This window comes from Pseudoalteromonas sp. QJM3NY_12 (assembly GCF_056173165.1).
The window spans coordinates 2,780,783-2,797,989 of record NZ_CM149661.1 but is presented as its reverse complement, the minus strand read 5'-3'; the positions used below and the strand labels follow the sequence as shown (position 1 = coordinate 2,797,989).

The following is a 17,207-nucleotide window of genomic DNA, read 5'->3' as shown; positions in this document are numbered from 1 at the left end:
TTCACTGGTAAAAAATTAAAAAAGCCGCTTAAGCGGCTTTTTTAATTGTTATTTAATTACGTGGTTTTGGGCCAATAATACGTTTAATTTTAGGCGCCTTTGTTGGTTTTGGCTCTGTATTGAGAACTAACACTGGGCGGGTAACAAACAAGTTATTTGGATAAATCACCCTATGCCCATCAACGTGTTCTAGTAATACATTCATCAGCCCCATTTCAATAATGCGTCCTTCAATGGCATTGGCACCATCCACGATTCTAACCCAATAGCCTACACGGCAGTCATTTTGAATAAACATCAATAAAAACGCGGTTAAGTTGCTCAATAGAGACCAAGCAGCAAACAGCGCAACGCCTAACATGGCAAATAAGGAAGAACCTAATACTAATAAACCACGCAGCTCTATTCCCCAAAAAACTAATACTAAACACAACATAACAAAGGCGAGTATTATTTTTAATAGTAACTCTGCTCGGTATTTTCTGTGTAAGTCGATTTTACCTCTAATGGCTTTTTCGAGTAATTTTTTAGTTAGCTTTAACAGTAACGGAAAACTCAACAGCGCAATTACAGTTACGATTAACTTATATTGTGTGCTCACAAGCTCTAAAAGAGAGATTAATTCCAAAACGTATTCTCACAATAATGATAGGCGCAAAGTGTAACGTGTTAGCTTTGTGCGCAGTAGTGATTTAAAAAGAATTTTTAACGCTCAGTAGCCATTGTACCGAGTCAACATCGTTATATTTATTTAGTGGCGCGGCAATATCAAGGTGGATCATGGTACCTGCATTGGCGCGGCTTGGCGCAAGGCGTAAACCGAGTCCAACATTTTTAAGTACAGGTGTGTTTTCAATTTGATACAGGGTATTCGAGTCATTGTTATACCATGCGCGACCTACATCTAGAAAGGCTGCGCCTCCCACTTTAAACAGTTGTAGTAAGTCATACTCCCAATAGTAGCGCTTTTCTAAGCTGACTAAAAAACTCCGATCGCCATGTTGAAACTCAATAGGGTAACCGCGTAAACCTGTTTCGCCCCCGAGAGTGAGCTGCTTATCGTTGGTGAGGTTTTTTGCGTATTGCAGCCTGGCTTTTACATACCAAGACTGATCAATACTGGTATTTAAATAATATTGAATTTGGCTGGTGGTGATTAAGTTTTCAAGCTGTTTTTGTTCTTTATTCCAATAACCTTGAATATCTGCGTGAAACCGCCATAGCGTATTATCACCACTAAAATGTGCTTTGTTAAAGTTAAACGAGTAAATAGCGCGGCTATCGTCGTTACTAATTGATTCATCAGAATAACCCAGCGTAGCTTTTATATTCCAACCTAAATTTAAATCCTCGGTACGGTAAATACTGTCAAAGTTACGCACTTTTATAAAGTTATCTTCAAACCAGTGGCCGCTTACATAAGGATAACTAAGCTGCCTATTTTCAGCTAGCGGCACAGTGGTTTCATCGATGCTTTTAAATGTTTGTTGCTCATCGATATAACCTAGGCTCAAGCGCTGTGTCCAGTTATGGCTAAGGGCTTTAGAGTGACCAAAAAATACCTGATTTAGATCGGTGGTCTGTTCAAACTCACTAAATTTATCGCCCCTAAGATACAGGGCCTCTTCTCGCTGGGTAGAGTAACTCAGGGCACCATAACTATAGGGTGTATCAATGGCGTAAAATGGGTAAGTAAGCTCAACTAAGTGACTTTTACCGTCACTGTTATCGGCATACTCTATACGACCTCTGTAGCGTGTTGATAGGATATTTGGATCATCGTAAACAAATAAATAGCCATTACGATCACTGTCGGTTTTGCGAGCAAACGATAATCGTTTGCCCCAACCAAATAAGTTAGACTCGCGAAAGCCGATACTTGATTTATTTTCGCCACCACTGCGGCTAAAGCTAAGCTCGGGTAGCAAAGTCCACAAATCGCGAGTCACCACGGTTACATCAACATCGCCATCGCAGTTTTCGTTGGCAACAATTTGTGCGTCATATAAATAGTTTTGTTTACGCAGTAGCCGCTCTGATTCAGCCAAGGTTTTTTGATTAAAAGTATCACCCGCTTTAAACAATAAAATGCTTTTAATAACCTCAGGCTCAGTTTGTATATGTGCACGATTAGCAAAGCGAAACAGTGCGTTGTTTTCAGCTTCGAGTTCGGTATTAAAAACATTAAGTTGTTTAAGATTAATTGAGGCAATTTTAGCGTTACTATTTGTTGTAAGCGATGGAGGTTGAGACTCGATTTGTCGACGCAAGTTAATTTCAGAAGTTTTCAATGAATCGTCATTTTGGCAGCTTTGGGCTAGTGGCGTTTCTTGCGCGCAAACGCTGAGCATAAACATACTCAAAATAGAAAGGCTAAAACAACTACGTGCAATCCATTTTCTATTTAGCATTGACCCTCTTTAGCGCTATTTTGCAAAATAAAACACTTACTCTTAGCTTACATCATTGTTATTAATATGTAAGTAAAAGTGCCAATTTAGTTTATTTTTTATAGCAATTATAAGGTATTAGCGATAAATAGACGTGGCCTTAGCTTAAATAAAATGTTAACGCTGCCAATAGGTTGTCGGCATCTTGACCTTCGCCGTTAATCCACACACTTTGACTGTAATGCTCAAAATTTAAATTAAAAGTGTGGTTAGCATAGTTAAAACGCAGTTGGTGACGATCAGCCCCAGCTGCAAATTCACTAATGCTAATTTCATCGCTGTGCAAAAAAAACGTTCCCCATAACTCAAAGTCTTCATCGTGTGGCAACTCTGTTGGTTTAACAATAATGCATTGATGTGTGTGATCGTATTCAAGTTCGGTCATAAGGGGCTTATTGCGTTGCTAGATAATGTCGAATTGCGGTTAAAAACTCACCGCCATATTTGTTTAATTTAGTAAAACCAACCCCCGACACTTTTAAAAATTCACTGTCGTTGGTAGGCATAAGCTGCGCCATTTCGGCCAGCGTTTTATCGTTAAATACTACATAAGGGGGTACGTCATCGGCATCGGCTAATTCTTTACGTAATGCACGTAGGCGAGCAAATAACTTTTTATCGTAATTAAACTGCGCTAATTTATCCTGATAAACGTGCTTAGCTTGTAGGCGTGGTTCAGCCAGTTGTAGCGCATACTCACTCTTTAAAATAGCGCGTGCAGCTTCGGTAAGCCGTAGTGATGCGCCTTGGGTTATATCTTGGCTTAGTAGCCCTTGGTGAATAAGTTGGCGTAAAATACTGAGCCAAAACTCACTGCTTTTATCTTTACCTATGCCATAGGTGCTGAGTTCATGATGGTTGTTATCACGAATGCGGCTGGTATTTGCGCCGCGTAATAACTCTACAATGTAACCTAAACCAAATCGTTGCTGTGCCCGATACACACACGAAAGAGCTTGTTGGGCCACCAGTGTGCCATCAAAGCTTTTTGGTGGATTTAAGCAAATATCGCAGTTACCGCACGGCTCTCGTTGGTATTCACTAAAGTAGTTTAATAATATTTGACGTCTGCAGGTCTGCGCTTCGGCAAAACTGGCCATGGCATTAAAGCGTTGCTCTTCTACACGACGGCGTTGTTCATCGTCAATATCTTCAAAAAAGCGTCTAACCCTACCTATATCGGCGGGGTCAAAATACATAATGGCTTCTGCAGCGAGTCCATCACGCCCAGCGCGACCGGTTTCCTGGTAATACGCTTCAATACTTTTTGGAATGTCATAGTGCAGTACAAAACGTACGTTAGGCTTGTTAATTCCCATACCAAAGGCAACGGTGGCAACCACAATTTGAATATCGTCACGGGCAAACCCAGTTTGCACAAATTGACGCTGTTCGTTGCTCATTCCCGCATGATAAGCCGCCGCATTAAGACCTGCATCGGCAAGCTTTTCAGCAATGTCATCAACTCGCTTGCGGCTGGTGCAATAAATAATACCGCTTTGATTTTTTTGCTCTTTCAAATAACGTAGTAATTGCACCATAGGTTTAAATTTTTCTTCTATGGTGTAACGAATATTAGGGCGGTCAAAGCTACCGGTGTGAATATATGGCTGCTGTAGCTTGAGTTGCTCAACAATATCAAAGCGGGTGGCTTTATCTGCGGTGGCAGTGAGTGCCATCATAGGTACATGTGCAAAGCGTTGCTTTAATTCATTTAACCTAAAATAATGAGGCCTAAAGTCATGTCCCCAATGAGAAACGCAGTGTGCTTCATCAATAGCAAACAAACTGACATTTAAATGCGATAAGCGCTCTAAAAATTCTCTTTGCAGCACTTTCTCTGGGGCAACATAAAGTAATTTTATTAGTCCTTGATGCAACTGCTGATAGACTAACTGCTGTTCTTCACGGGCTAAGCTGTTATTTATATAAGCGGCTTTTACGCCTAGAGCTTGTAACTGAGTTACTTGATCTTGCATTAAAGAAATGAGCGGAGAGATAACAATGGTTACCCCCTCTAACACTAGTGCGGGTATTTGGTAACACACCGATTTACCACCACCGGTAGGCAATAATACTAACGAGTCTTGGCCGTTAATCGCAGCATCAATTACTGCACTTTGACCGTCGCGAAATTCACTGTAACCAAACACTTGTTTGAGTACAGTTTCAGGTTTACGCACCAGCGTACTTGGAGAGGGAGTTAGTGTATTCATCGGCGCTATTTTAGTGGTTTTTTATCAGGATGTCTTTAGCTTTCATTATTTGGTGTAAACATCGGTAATGATAATCGAGGAGGTTACAACAGCTTTAAGTTGTGCTTTACTCATCGTACCACCTTAAAACATAGAGAATAATAATGAATAAAGAAATGTTGATTGAACAAGTTGGGGCGTTATTTGTTAATAATATGCCTTTTAACCAATTTTTAAAAATAGCGGTGGAGTCGCTTAGTACTGAACAAGCTAAAATCTCCTTTCCTTGGCAAGATGTGTTAATAGGCAACCCTGCGCAAAAAATTCTCCATGGTGGGGTTATTTCGGCGGTACTTGATAATGTGGGTGGAATGCTTGCTGCCGCCAGCGTTATAGGAAAACTAGACGATGCAGATTTACCCAGTGTACATAAAAAATTAGCCACACTGGGGACAATAGATTTACGCACCGACTATTTACGTCCAGGCAAGGGCGAGGTATTTATTGCTAGTGCTAAGCTGATTCGCTCAGGAAATAAAGTATGCGTGTGTCGAATGGAGTTGCATAACGAGAAGTCAGTACAAATTGCTTTTGGAACGGGCACGTATTTAGTTGGCTAAAAAGTGAGAGGGGGTTAAACTGACGGCCTTTTAAATCACCAAGTGGTTACTATGTCGATTGATACCGAGCAGCGAAAGGGCGCTATTTTTGCCTGCCTCGCTTTTTTTATGTGGGGCCTCGCACCCATTTATTTTAAGATGATCCAACATGTGTCAGCATTTGAAATTTTAATGCACCGTGTTATTTGGTCTGTGGTGTTTCTTATTGTGGTGGTGAGTGTGCTCAGCTACTGGGATAAAATTAAACGCATTTTAATCCAACCTAAACTTATTTTGATGTTAGTTGTTACCTCGACCTTACTAGGGTTTAACTGGGGATTGTTTATTTGGGCCATCAATAACAATCACATGTTGGATGCCAGCCTAGGTTACTACATTAATCCTCTATTGAATGTGTTGCTTGGTATGGTGTTTTTAAACGAGCGATTACGTAAGTTGCAAGGTGTTGCTGTTGCTTTAGCTTTTACAGGCGTGTTGTTACAGCTAATTAGTTTTGGCTCATTTCCCGTGGTAGCGTTTTCATTAGCGACATCTTTCGCACTATATGGCTTATTACGTAAAAAGCTACAAGTTGATGCTCTGCCTGGGATTTTAATTGAGGCATTAATATTGTTACCCGTGGCGCTTACCTATTGGTGGCTAATGGTACCGACGGAAACGTCAAATTTACCAGTGAATGATTGGCTAACTAATGCATTATTGGTGAGCGCGGGCATAGTAACTACGCTGCCACTGCTGTGTTTTACCGGCGCGGCTAAGCGTTTGCAATATACAACGTTAGGGTTTTTTCAGTATATAGGGCCTAGCCTAATGTTTATTTTAGCGGTGGTATTTTATGATGAGGTGTTTGATGCTGAGCGCGTAATTACCTTTGCGTGTATTTGGAGCGCATTGGCTATTTTTAGTTGGGACTCATACCATCAATCGCGAAAACGCAGAAAAGCGGCCATTGTAGCCTCTGGTGTGGTTTAAAAACTAAACCACTTTATTACGACCCGACTCTTTGGCTTTGTAGAGCTTTAAGTCGGCTTGTTTTAATAGCTCGTCAATCTGATAGGTTTTACTGTTGCTGAAGCCTATCGACAGCGTAAACTTGATGTTTGCTTGACTGAATTCATGACTGTTAAGCTCAATAAAAAGCCTGAAGCTCTCTAGTCGTTTTAGCGCCTCCTGTTCGGTTAGCTCAGTAAAAAATACCGCAAATTCTTCTCCGCCTAAACGGGCAACCAATTGGTTTTCAAAATATTTATTAAAGCATATCGCAAGCCCTTTAAGCACTTCATCTCCGGCATCATGACCATAGGTATCGTTAATCGCTTTAAAATGGTCAATATCAAGCATGGCGAGCTGTGCCGGCATTTTTGCTTTTTTAAACTGCTTTAATGACTTATTAGCCTCTTCAAAAAAGTAACGGCGATTAGGGAGTTTAGTTAAATAGTCGGTATTGGCTTGGCGTTTTATAGTTTCGATATGCTCTAGCATATCGACGTTTTGGCTCAACCGGCAGTAAAATTCTTCACTGTTAAAAGGTTTATATAGATAATCGTTTGCTCCATTTTTTAGAAATAAAGCAGACAAATTAGACGATGTAGCGCCTGAGATACCAATAACAGCTTTTTCGTCATTACTATAAATGCGCCTAATTTCATTACATAGCTCAATACCGCCCATGTTAGGCATTTCTTTATCGGTAATGATCACAGAGATGTCAGGGGTGTTTTCAAGCTCTTTAAGCGCCTCTAGGCCATCGGCTGCTTGAAAGATTTGATATTTATGACGTGTTAATAAATTACAAATATATTGGCGTGTTGAAGCTGAATCATCAACAACCAGTACTTTTACCTGCTTATTTCGAGGTAGGCGATAAAGCTGCTTTTCTAAATATTCGTAAGCTTGTTTATTGCCTTTGATAATGTAATCAATAATAGGGTATTTTTCGACGGTATCGCGAGTTTGATTATCGATATTGCCTGTCATAACTATGGTAGGAATATCTGCTGCAACGGTGCAGGGAACCGCTTCCCCTTGTGGGGCATCAGGTAATATAAAGTCTACCACTGCGCAAAAGTAAGCATGTTTACTTATCAGCTCTTTAGTCTCAGCCAGCGACTGAGCAATATCAACCTCGTAGCCCGCTTTTTGCGCGATATGCTTTTGCACTCGCGCAATAGTAGGGGTGTCTTCAATAATAAGTATTCTGTGCGTCACGTAACAGCCTTGTTTAAATTTTGCAAAAGTGTTTGCTTATACAAGTTGTAACTGCTAAAACGCCAAAAAGCAACTATTGTAATGACTTATAGATTGTCAGCCTCAGAATAATAATCTTGGCTGATTGGTGTTGGCCCTGAAATTTTTGAGCGACCAAATAATGTATGAAATTTTGTTTTGCAGGTTGTTAGCTTTAAGTATTTAACCCATGCTCGCTCAATGGGGTTACTTGGCTCTATGATGCCACTTATTGCATTTACAAATTGTTGTTGATATTCGTTTTGCGGCTCAACTGTTTTGTTATACAAACTTTTTAAAACAACACCGTGCTGTTCTAAAATACTTGCCTCTAACAAGGTAAAGTGTCCGCTGCGGCTAAATCCGCGTGGAAAGTTTTGATCATCATAAAACTGACGTTGACTAACAAATGCTTGACGAAGTAGTGAAATATCATTGCTCATAGCTGTACCCTCATACCAATTATTAGCTGGAGTATGGGTCATAATCGCTATTTTTTTAAACAAAAAATTTTTATCGTGAGGATAAAAAATTGGACATAGATTTATTAAAAACATTTGTTGAAGTGGTGCGTACTCGCCATTTTGGTAAAGCGGCAGAAAACCTATACATAACGCAGTCTGCAGTGAGTTTTCGAATTCGTCAATTAGAGCAGGGCTTAGGCGTAAATTTATTTATTCGCCAGCGCAATAATATTCAACTAACGGCTCCGGGTGAGCGCTTGTTGCCGCATGCACAAATGATTATTACTGGAATGCAAAGGGCCAAAGTGGATGTTGCACTTGCAGATAATATGCATAAGCAAATCAGCTTGGCTGGGACTCCTAATATTTGGGATGCGTTTTTACAGTTTGGTATTACAAATATAGTATCGGCTATGCCCGGTGTATCTTTGGTGGCAGAGGTAAAAGCACAACAAGAGAGTACTCGATTACTATTAGAGCGCACCCTTGATCTAGCCATTTTATTTGATCCACCAAAAGTAGACGAACTCGTTGTTGAACGAATTTGTGAACTACCTATTATTCCGGTTAGTGGCTACGATACCGCAACAGGCGATAACTTTTTTGATAATCAATATGTTTATGTTGATTGGGGAACTACGTTTTCTCTTTGGCATGCGCGTCAGTTTACCGGTAAAACGCCGCCTTATTTTAGAACCAGTACCGGACGTATAGCCCTTGATTTAATACTGCAATGTGGCGGCAGTGCGTTTATTCCACAGGTATTAGTTAAAGACCATTTAGAAAAAGGCGAACTTTTTCATGTAAAAGGGGTAGAAAATACGTCAAGAGATGTATTTGTTGCCTATCATAGAGATAACGAACAGAAAGAGTTAATAGAAACTCTGGTTAATTTGCTGTCGCAAATGACACCGAGTTTACTGAAACAAAGTAAGTAGTCGTTAGACGGTATATTTTAGATGTTATTTTGATTTCAGATTTAATGCAGTTTTATTAACTTAAAAAGACAAAAATATGTCCTTTGTAATATTTTTGTCATTTAGCGGTGACACACTGCTGCTGTTTTAAAAATTAGTCTATTGTGTTTATCGAGGAAATAACATGAAATTTGCAAAATCGAGCCTATGCCTAGCCTTACTTAGTGGTTTATCTTTTAATGCGCTTGCAGAAGTAGACATTTACGGTAAAGCGAATGTAACCGTTCAATCATCTGATGATGGAGAAGGGTCGTTTACTGAAATTAAAAGTAATGCATCTCGTTTCGGACTTAAGGGGTCTGAAAAAATTTCAGACGGTTTAGAAGCTGTTTATAAGTTTGAGTTTCAGGTTGATGTGTCGGACGCTGACTCAAAAGGCGATAAAGATAATATTTCAGCGCGTAATCAATATGTAGGTTTTAAAGGTTCATTTGGTCAGGTAGTAATAGGCCGTAACGATACCGCGCTAAAGCAGGCGCAAGGTAAACTTGATTTATTTAATGACCTTGAAGGTGATATTAAAAACACGTTTAAAGGTGAAAACCGTTTAGGTAACTCAGTATCTTACGCTTCAAACTCATATGAAGGCTTTAAAGTGTTAGCTTCATTTATTGCAGAAGACGATAAAGATGCCAAAAATGGTTACTCAGTGGCATTAACTTACGGCGATGCAGGTCTTAAAAAGAGCGCTGTATATGCTGCTGTTGCTGCTGATAGTGAAGTAAATGGTTACGACGTAGTACGTGCAACAGTTCAAGGTAAAATTGAAGACTTTAGACTTGGCGCAATGTACCAAACACAAGAAAAAGTAGACGGTAGCGCTGAGGCTGACGGTTACTTATTGAATGCAGCTTACCTAATGGGTAGCAACACTTTTAAAGTGCAATATCAAACAATGGATTTTGATGACAGCGATGATAAAAGCGCAGTATCGGTAGGTGTTGATCACAAGCTAAACAAAAACCTTAAGGTATTTGGCTTTTACTCAAGTTTTGATATGGACAACAACGTTGACCAAGATTACCTAGGTTTAGGTATGGAATATAAGTTTTAACTAATACTTAGTTAAAACACTCCCTTTTAACCGCACTCAGCTGAGTGCGGTTTTTTTTTGCTTTAAATTATTTACTTATCTGCGCATAATAGCCAAGCATTTGGAATGAGGTGAAACTCCTCAACTATACCCGTAACTGTGAACAGTTTTACTGTAAGTCAGATACAAGTGCCTTAAAACTTCATATAACGAGCGGGTTAACTCATTTTCTTTTTGGTACTTGTGGTACTGAGTGTGGGTTTTCTCTGCCTAGGATAATTTTTTGCACACTCAAACCGCTAAAAAAACTGCACTTCTAACCGTTAATAATGTCTCTTGGCGAGTGGGTAACACCTTAATCCTTGAGCATATTAATTTGAGTATTGAGCGTGGCAAGTTTGTTGGCTTAATTGGTCCTAATGGTGCGGGAAAATCGAGTTTACTGCGGTGCTTGTATCGATTTAATCAGCCGTCAGCGGGAGAGGTTAAATTTAATAACACCGATATTTGGCAACTAAAAAGCGAAGACTACGCAAAGCAAGTCGCCGTTGTGCTCCAAGAAACACCGTCGCAATTTAACCTCTCGTTATTTGATGTTGTGGCTCTAGGGCTTACGCCACATAAAACGTTATTCAGTTCGACCACCCAAGCAGATAAACAAAAAATAGCTCAGGCTATTAGCCATGTGGGGCTTGAATCTCATAGTACTCAATTATTTGATTCGCTATCTGGCGGTGAAAAGCAACGTGCTTTTATTGCCCGCGCTATTGTGCAGCAACCGCAACTTCTTATTATGGATGAACCAACTAGTCACCTTGATGTGAAATATCAAATTCAACTTATGGAGCTTGCTAAATCTCTAGGAATTACCGTGTTTGCGTCATTTCATGACTTAAATTTAGCTGCTGCTATGTGTGATGAATTAGTGGTTATTAAAAATGGAAAAGTTGTTGATGCAGGTAAGCCAAATAAAGTGGTCACCGAGCAGATGCTGGATGAGGTGTTTGGCGTTTGTGCACAAGTGAGCACTCACCCTCAAGTAGCTGCTTCGGGTGAGGCTATTCCTCATATTACTTATTATTATGGATACCAATAATATGACGGTTTTTTCTAACCATACCGTTGCATTAATCGCTGCGCTACTATGCGCACTATTAAGTTTATTTATTGCACTGAGTTTTGGTGCGGCACCCACGTCGCTCGCAGATGTATATCAAAGCTTAACCTTTTCAAACGAGGCTTCATTTACCAGCCGTATTATTATTGAATTAAGAATGCCACGTACTTTGCTGGCTTTTTTAGCCGGTAGTGGCTTAGCGATTGCAGGTTTAATACTACAAACAGTCACCCGTAACCCCTTAGCAGATCCTTATTTATTTGGTATTTCGTCCGGCGCTTCATTAGGGGTGGTTATACTAATGTCTTTTGTGGGAGCTGGGGCGGGTATTGCGCTATCTGGGGCGGCATTAACCGGTAGTTTAGTGGCGATGGGATTATTAATTTTAATTGCTGGCAGCCAACGTAATGCCCAAGTTGAATCGATGTTATTGGCGGGGGTAGCCCTATCATTTTTATTTAGTGCTTTTACTAGTTTGTTACTTTATTGGAGCGATCCACAAGCAGTCGCGGCTATTTTATTTTGGACTTTAGGTAGTTTTGCTAAAGCACAGTGGCAGTCGCTGCTGTTACCTGCCTTAGTCATTATAGTGTGTACAATAATCATGTTGGGTTTTAGGCGCCAGCTTAATGCCATGTTGTTAGGCGATGAAAGTGCGACAACGCTTGGCGTAAGAGTACATCGTTTTAGAATTTTAATGCTTATTTTAAGCTCGTTGATCACGGCCGTGTTAGTTGCTAACTGTGGTGGAATTGGTTTTGTTGGCTTGATGGTGCCACACATAGTACGCTTTTTTATTTCTCAAGGTAGCCGCGTTGGATTATTAATGACCGGATTAGTCGGGGGCATATTTATGGTGTGGGTCGATGTGCTTGCTCGTTCACTATTAAGCAACCAAGAGCTGCCAATCGGGGTGATCACGGCGGCTATCGGCAGTCTGTTTTTCTTAAGTATATTGTATTTTCGTAAGCGCCAGCTGGTGGGTAAATAATGAAAACACTAATGATACAAGGCACTACCTCAGATGCGGGTAAAAGTACCCTGGTTGCAGCACTTTGCAGAGTGTTTGCTAATCAAGGTGTTAATGTTGCGCCGTTTAAACCGCAAAATATGGCGCTTAATAGTGCCGTAACTCATGATGGCGGTGAAATTGGTAGAGCACAAGCATTACAAGCCGTTGCGGCAAAAGTAGCACCTGAAATAGACTTCAACCCGATATTACTCAAACCCAATAGTGATACTGGCGCGCAAGTTATTATTCATGGTAGGGCTATTAGCAATATGGAAGCCGACTCTTACCATGACTATAAAAAAGTGGCTATGGATGCGGTATTAACCTCGCATAATCGTTTAGCTAAACGCTTTGACTTGTTGTTGGTTGAAGGGGCTGGCAGCCCAGCTGAAATTAACTTACGCGCAAACGATATTGCCAATATGGGCTACGCCGAAAAGGTCGATTGCCCGGTTATTATTATTGCTGATATTGATAAAGGGGGTGTGTTTGCTCACCTCGTAGGGACTTTGGCGCTATTAAGCGAGTCTGAGCAAGCACGGGTAAAAGGCTTTGTGATTAATCGTTTTCGTGGTGACATTAGCCTATTACAAGGCGGGTTAGATTGGCTTGAAGAGTACACAGGTAAACCTGTGTTAGGGGTGTTACCCTACCTACACGATTTAGCACTTGATGCCGAAGATGCCGTTGCCATAGATAATAATGTGACCGAAGCCAGCATTAATATTGCGGTGCTGCTAGTGCCTCATATTAGTAACCATACCGATTTTGATGCACTGCGATTACACCCACATATAAATATAACCTATGTGCGCCATACTCAAACAATTCCTGATGTTGATTTAATTATTGTGCCTGGCAGTAAAAATGTACTTAGCGATTTGGTATTTTTAAAAAATGAAGGCTGGGATCAGCAAATAAAACACCATTTACGCTATGGTGGCAAAGTATTGGGTATTTGCGGCGGTATGCAAATGCTAGGTAATACGATTTGTGACCCTAATGCGGTGGAATCATCATTAGGGCAAATAGCTGGGTTAGCGCTTAGTGATTTTGATACCATTTTAGGTGAGCAAAAAGTGCTAAGCCAAGTAAATGCAATACTCAATTTAAACCAGCAGCAGGCTGCTTGTCAGGGTTACGAAATACATGCTGGGATCAGTAAAGGTCAAGCGCTCAACAAACCACTTATTCGCTTTAATAAACACCCAAATGGCTTTGAAACTGATGGTTTTATTAGTGATGATAATGCTATTGCTGGTACTTATTTACATGGCTTATTTGACAACGCAGCCGCTACAGAGCTGCTATTAAAGTGGCTAAAACCAGACAGTGAAATTAGTGGTATCAGCATCAATGAGCATCGCGAGCGCCAGCTAGAACGCCTCGCTGAAATGTGCCAAACACATTTAAACATTGAACAAATTATTAAAATTTACCAAGGACATAACAATGACTGAATCAACAAACGACAAGCACCAACAGCGCCAGCAAAAAGTAAAAGAACAAGTTGATGCTCGAGTAGCAGCGGCACAGCAAGAAAAAGGCATTTTTCAGGTTATTACTGGTAATGGTAAAGGTAAATCAACCTCTGGTTTTGGTGTGGTTGCACGCTGTGTTGGCCATGGTAAAAAGGCCGCGGTATGTCAGTTCATTAAAGGTACATGGGAATGTGGTGAGCGTAATTTACTACAAGGTGCTGGAGTTGAATTTGCTGTTATGAACACAGGTTTTACTTGGGATACGCAAAATAAAGAGGCCGATACTGCGGCAGCACAAGCAACATGGCAAGAGTCAAAGCGGATGCTAAGCGACAGCAGTATCGATGTGGTATTACTCGATGAGCTCACCTATATGGTGACCTATGGCTATATCGACCTTGAGGAAGTGGTTGCTGCAATTAACAACCGACCTGCAATGCAATCGGTAATTATTACTGGCCGTGCTGCGCACCGTACCTTAATTGAGCTGGCCGATACGGTAAGTGAAGTGCGTAATGTAAAGCATGCGTTTGAGTCGGGCGTAAAAGCACTAAAAGGCTTTGATTACTAATGTTAAAACGCATTATTCTTGGGCTGTTATTGTTTGCTGTTTATGTACCTCAAGCCTTAGCCGACAAGCCGCTTCGTATTGTGGCTTTGGCACCACACATAGTCGAAAATTTATATGCTATTGGGGCGGGTGATTTAATAGTGGGCACGCTGGATTACGCAGATTACCCACAAGAGGCGACTAAAATTGAGCGTATCGGCGGCTATAATGGCATTTCTATCGAAAAGTTACTCATGCTCAAGCCTGACATGGTCATTGCGTGGAAAAGCGGTAATCAGGCTGAAGATTTGGCACAAATTAAGCGACTAGGGATCGAATTGCATTTAAGTAATCCACGCTCTATTGAAGGCGTAGCTAAAGAAATACTAAAACTAGGTCAATTAACTGGTCATATTGAGCAAAGTAAAAAGGTAGCAGAGGCATTTACAGCTAAGCTCAACGCAATTAAAGCCGCGCAGCAAAACAAAACCATGCTTACTGGGTTTTATCAGCTGTGGCCTGAGCCTATGATGACGGTATCAAAAAATACCTGGATAAATCAGTTAATCGAAACCTGCCAAGTAACCAATGTATTTGCCGACAGCGACACAGATTACCCACAAATCAGCATTGAAAACGTGATAGTGACTAAGCCACAAGTTATTATTATTCCTGATGAAAAATCAAAACGGGTAATACCTACAGTTAATTGGCAGCAATGGCCTGAAATTCCGGCGGTTAAATATGAGCAATTTATTAGCGTTAACGCGGATTTATTACATCGTTTTTCCCCTAGAATGCTTGATGGGTTAGCACAAATGTGTGACAAAATTGAGGTATCTAGAGAACTTATTAAGAGTCAATTATGAGCAACTGGTCATCTTTTTTAAATCACGAACTTAGCCAAGCATATATGCAGCAAACCCTTGAATATGTTGCGAATAAACGATCAAATGGTATTGCTGTGTATCCACCAAAACCACAGGTGTTTAGCGCATTTGATGCAACTCCACTTAGCGACATTAAAGTGGTTATATTAGGCCAAGACCCTTACCATGGAGAAGGGCAAGCGCATGGCTTGTGTTTTTCTGTATTGCCTGAAGTTAAAAAGCTCCCGCCTTCACTTAAAAATATTTATAAAGAGTTAGTGACTGACATTAATGGTTTTATTACACCGGAGCATGGCTATTTACAAAGCTGGGCAGATCAAGGTGTGTTTTTGCTTAATACCGTACTAACAGTAGAGCAAGGGCAAGCCCATTCCCATAAACATTTAGGTTGGGAGCAATTTACCGATAACGTAATTACTCATATAAATGAGCATTGCCAAGGAGTGGTGTTTATTTTGTGGGGCGCACATGCACAAAAAAAAGGTAAAAGCATTGATCGCCAGCGCCATCATGTATTGTCTGGGCCGCACCCTTCACCGCTTTCAGCGCATCGCGGCTTTTTTGGCTGTCAGCACTTTTCAAAAACCAATGAACTGTTAATAGCGCAAGGAGCACAGCCCATTAATTGGCAAGTATAGGGTAATTGGTATTAAAAAAGGCTTTCATAAATGAAAGCCTTTTTAGATGCTGTTGTTGATTAAAACTCTAATTCATCAATAGCAATACTATCAGCAAAATAGTCGAGCTCCTGTAGTTCTTTGCGCAAACGTTGCTTATCTTTTATTGCTTCTATTTCGCGCCATTTTCTTTTTTTATTTTTTTGAGAGGTTTTTTTCGATGTATCAGAACCTTCTAATATTTCTATTATTTCGTTTAGGCTATCCATTGATTATCTCCTATTGACCACTTTTTGAACCTCGGCATTATCTATACCACAGCTATTAATAAAATAGAATATAAATGTGACGAAACTGTTACTAATGGGTGGTGTTTTGATGAAGATCAATACAAAAAGAACGTAAATAGGAACAAGTCGAGTATTTAAAATAAATCGCAGGCACAAAAAAACGTCACTAAAAAGCGACGTTTTTAAATTCGTTAAACAGCTGTTAGTTACATCGCTTTAAAGCGTGCTTCTAATTGCTCTTGCGCATCTGCAAATGAGCGAATACCTTCAGCTAGTTTCTCAGTAGCCATAGCATCTTGGTTATGTAACCAACGGAACTGTACTTCGCTAAGCGGCTCTGGTTTTGGCTCTTTAGCAATATCGCTCTCTAGTAAGTATTCTTGTGCGTCTTTTAAATTACCTAGCTCTTCTAAAAGATTAGGGCTAATTGTTAGCTTATCGCAACCTGTAAGGGCAATAATTTCACCAGTATTACGAAAGCTTGCGCCCATAACAACCGTTTTGTAATCGTGACGTTTGTAAAACTCAAAAATACTACGCACCGATTGTACGCCAGGATCTTGTAGCGGGTCGGTTGGTTTTTCCATACCGTTTGCTACGTGCCAATCTAAAATTCTGCCAACAAATGGCGAAATTAAAAATACGTTTGCATCAGCACAGGCACGGGCTTGAGCATCACTAAATAAAAGCGTTAAGTTACATTTAGTGCCTTCTTTTTCTAACTGTTCTGCGGCTTTAATGCCTTCCCAAGTAGAGGCAACTTTAATTAAAATCTTGTCTTTGCTTACACCTTCTTTCTCGTAAAGGCTTAGTAAAGTATGTGCTTTATTAATTGTTGCTTGGGTATCAAATGATAAACGTGCATCAACCTCAGTAGAAATATAACCCGGAACAATTTCGCTAATTTCTTTACCGAGTAACACTGCAAAATAGTCACAAGCCAGCTCTAGTTGTTTTGCAGGCTGTTGCTCGGTTTCTTTAGCGTATTGCCATGCTTTATCTAGATAAGGTTTGTAAGCTTCAATCTCGCTCGCTTTTAAAAGCAGCGATGGATTGGTAGTCGCATCTTCAGGTTGATGTTTTTTTATGGCTTCTATATCGCCCGTGTCGGCCACGATAGAAGAATGTTGTTTAAGCCTTTGTAGAGCGCTAGTCATTTGCTTTTCCTCATTCCAAGCAAGTTAAAAGAAAATCTAAACTACCTTAATATAGCTATACTGCAACAGTGTGACAATGCTTGATAGGTCTTATGTCCTTATCAATGAAAAAACGGTAACGGTTGAGT

At 40.3% G+C, this 17,207-nt stretch carries 18 protein-coding genes and 1 riboswitch; of the genes, 10 read left to right on the top strand and 8 right to left on the bottom strand.

What is annotated here, in order from left to right; genetic code table 11:
• Positions 1-52 precede the first annotated feature (52 nt).
• The 4 genes from AC0VZ5_RS13135 to recQ all read right to left on the bottom strand — a co-directional run bounded on the left by AC0VZ5_RS13135 (position 53) and on the right by recQ (position 4,666).
• Complete coding sequence (locus AC0VZ5_RS13135) at positions 53-628, bottom strand: mechanosensitive ion channel domain-containing protein (RefSeq protein ID WP_010391553.1); 576 nt, start codon at positions 626-628, stop codon at positions 53-55.
• A gap of 64 nt (positions 629-692) precedes the next feature.
• Entirely contained in the window at positions 693-2,411 is a 1,719-nt protein-coding gene (locus AC0VZ5_RS13130) for a POTRA domain-containing protein (protein ID WP_475473184.1), read from the bottom strand.
• Positions 2,412-2,550: 139 nt separating this feature from the next.
• Complete coding sequence (locus AC0VZ5_RS13125) at positions 2,551-2,835, bottom strand: DUF3630 family protein (protein WP_010391549.1); 285 nt, start codon at positions 2,833-2,835, stop codon at positions 2,551-2,553.
• 7 nt (positions 2,836-2,842) lie between these two features.
• Positions 2,843-4,666, bottom strand: a complete 1,824-nt coding sequence (gene recQ / locus AC0VZ5_RS13120) for a DNA helicase RecQ (protein ID WP_475473181.1) — start codon at positions 4,664-4,666, stop codon at positions 2,843-2,845.
• 143 nt (positions 4,667-4,809) lie between these two features.
• Between recQ and AC0VZ5_RS13115 the strand changes: the two genes are divergently transcribed.
• Entirely contained in the window at positions 4,810-5,265 is a 456-nt protein-coding gene (locus AC0VZ5_RS13115; protein ID WP_171039605.1) for a thioesterase family protein, read from the top strand.
• Positions 5,266-5,316: 51 nt separating this feature from the next.
• The gene (gene rarD / locus AC0VZ5_RS13110; RefSeq protein ID WP_475473178.1) at positions 5,317-6,237 is read left to right on the top strand and encodes an EamA family transporter RarD; all 921 of its coding nucleotides are present in this window, start codon (positions 5,317-5,319) and stop codon (positions 6,235-6,237) included.
• A gap of 3 nt (positions 6,238-6,240) precedes the next feature.
• Here rarD and AC0VZ5_RS13105 read toward each other — a convergent pair whose 3' ends face one another.
• Both AC0VZ5_RS13105 and AC0VZ5_RS13100 read right to left on the bottom strand, forming a co-directional pair.
• Positions 6,241-7,473 (bottom strand): GGDEF domain-containing response regulator, encoded by a 1,233-nt coding sequence (locus tag AC0VZ5_RS13105; RefSeq protein ID WP_138606647.1) that lies wholly within the window; start codon positions 7,471-7,473, stop codon positions 6,241-6,243.
• A gap of 86 nt (positions 7,474-7,559) precedes the next feature.
• Positions 7,560-7,934 carry a MaoP family protein gene (locus AC0VZ5_RS13100; protein WP_138606645.1) on the bottom strand — a complete coding sequence of 125 codons (375 nt, stop codon included), beginning with the start codon at positions 7,932-7,934 and terminating at the stop codon, positions 7,560-7,562.
• Positions 7,935-8,023: 89 nt separating this feature from the next.
• On the opposite strand from AC0VZ5_RS13100, the gene AC0VZ5_RS13095 reads away from it, so the two are divergent.
• From AC0VZ5_RS13095 to ung, 8 genes are all read left to right on the top strand, one after another.
• The gene (locus tag AC0VZ5_RS13095) at positions 8,024-8,893 is read left to right on the top strand and encodes a LysR family transcriptional regulator (RefSeq protein WP_008467766.1); all 870 of its coding nucleotides are present in this window, start codon (positions 8,024-8,026) and stop codon (positions 8,891-8,893) included.
• Positions 8,894-9,056: 163 nt separating this feature from the next.
• Complete coding sequence (locus AC0VZ5_RS13090; RefSeq protein ID WP_138606643.1) at positions 9,057-9,986, top strand: porin; 930 nt, start codon at positions 9,057-9,059, stop codon at positions 9,984-9,986.
• A gap of 50 nt (positions 9,987-10,036) precedes the next feature.
• Positions 10,037-10,174: riboswitch (cobalamin riboswitch) on the top strand.
• Positions 10,175-10,248: 74 nt separating this feature from the next.
• The gene (locus tag AC0VZ5_RS13085) at positions 10,249-11,061 is read left to right on the top strand and encodes an ABC transporter ATP-binding protein (protein ID WP_016900548.1); all 813 of its coding nucleotides are present in this window, start codon (positions 10,249-10,251) and stop codon (positions 11,059-11,061) included.
• A 1-nt stretch (position 11,062) separates the two neighbouring features.
• Complete coding sequence (locus AC0VZ5_RS13080) at positions 11,063-12,073, top strand: FecCD family ABC transporter permease (RefSeq protein ID WP_475473173.1); 1,011 nt, start codon at positions 11,063-11,065, stop codon at positions 12,071-12,073.
• Positions 12,073-13,554, top strand: coding sequence for a cobyric acid synthase (locus AC0VZ5_RS13075; protein WP_475473171.1), 1,482 nt, complete (start codon positions 12,073-12,075; stop codon positions 13,552-13,554). The genes AC0VZ5_RS13080 and AC0VZ5_RS13075 overlap by 1 nt, the downstream gene beginning before the upstream one ends.
• A complete protein-coding gene (cobO, locus tag AC0VZ5_RS13070) occupies positions 13,547-14,146 on the top strand; it encodes a cob(I)yrinic acid a,c-diamide adenosyltransferase (RefSeq protein ID WP_010391538.1) in 600 nt (199 codons plus the stop codon). Before AC0VZ5_RS13075 ends, cobO begins: the two co-directional genes overlap by 8 nt.
• Positions 14,146-14,994, top strand: a complete 849-nt coding sequence (locus AC0VZ5_RS13065) for a cobalamin-binding protein (protein WP_475473169.1) — start codon at positions 14,146-14,148, stop codon at positions 14,992-14,994. The genes cobO and AC0VZ5_RS13065 overlap by 1 nt, the downstream gene beginning before the upstream one ends.
• Positions 14,991-15,653, top strand: coding sequence for a uracil-DNA glycosylase (gene ung, locus AC0VZ5_RS13060; RefSeq protein ID WP_475473167.1), 663 nt, complete (start codon positions 14,991-14,993; stop codon positions 15,651-15,653). Before AC0VZ5_RS13065 ends, ung begins: the two co-directional genes overlap by 4 nt.
• Before the next feature lie 59 nt (positions 15,654-15,712).
• Here ung and AC0VZ5_RS13055 read toward each other — a convergent pair whose 3' ends face one another.
• Both AC0VZ5_RS13055 and tal read right to left on the bottom strand, forming a co-directional pair.
• A complete protein-coding gene (locus AC0VZ5_RS13055; RefSeq protein WP_008110646.1) occupies positions 15,713-15,901 on the bottom strand; it encodes a DUF3545 family protein in 189 nt (62 codons plus the stop codon).
• Between the two features lie 227 nt (positions 15,902-16,128).
• Positions 16,129-17,079, bottom strand: a complete 951-nt coding sequence (tal, locus tag AC0VZ5_RS13050) for a transaldolase (RefSeq protein WP_475473164.1) — start codon at positions 17,077-17,079, stop codon at positions 16,129-16,131.
• Positions 17,080-17,207 lie beyond the last annotated feature (128 nt).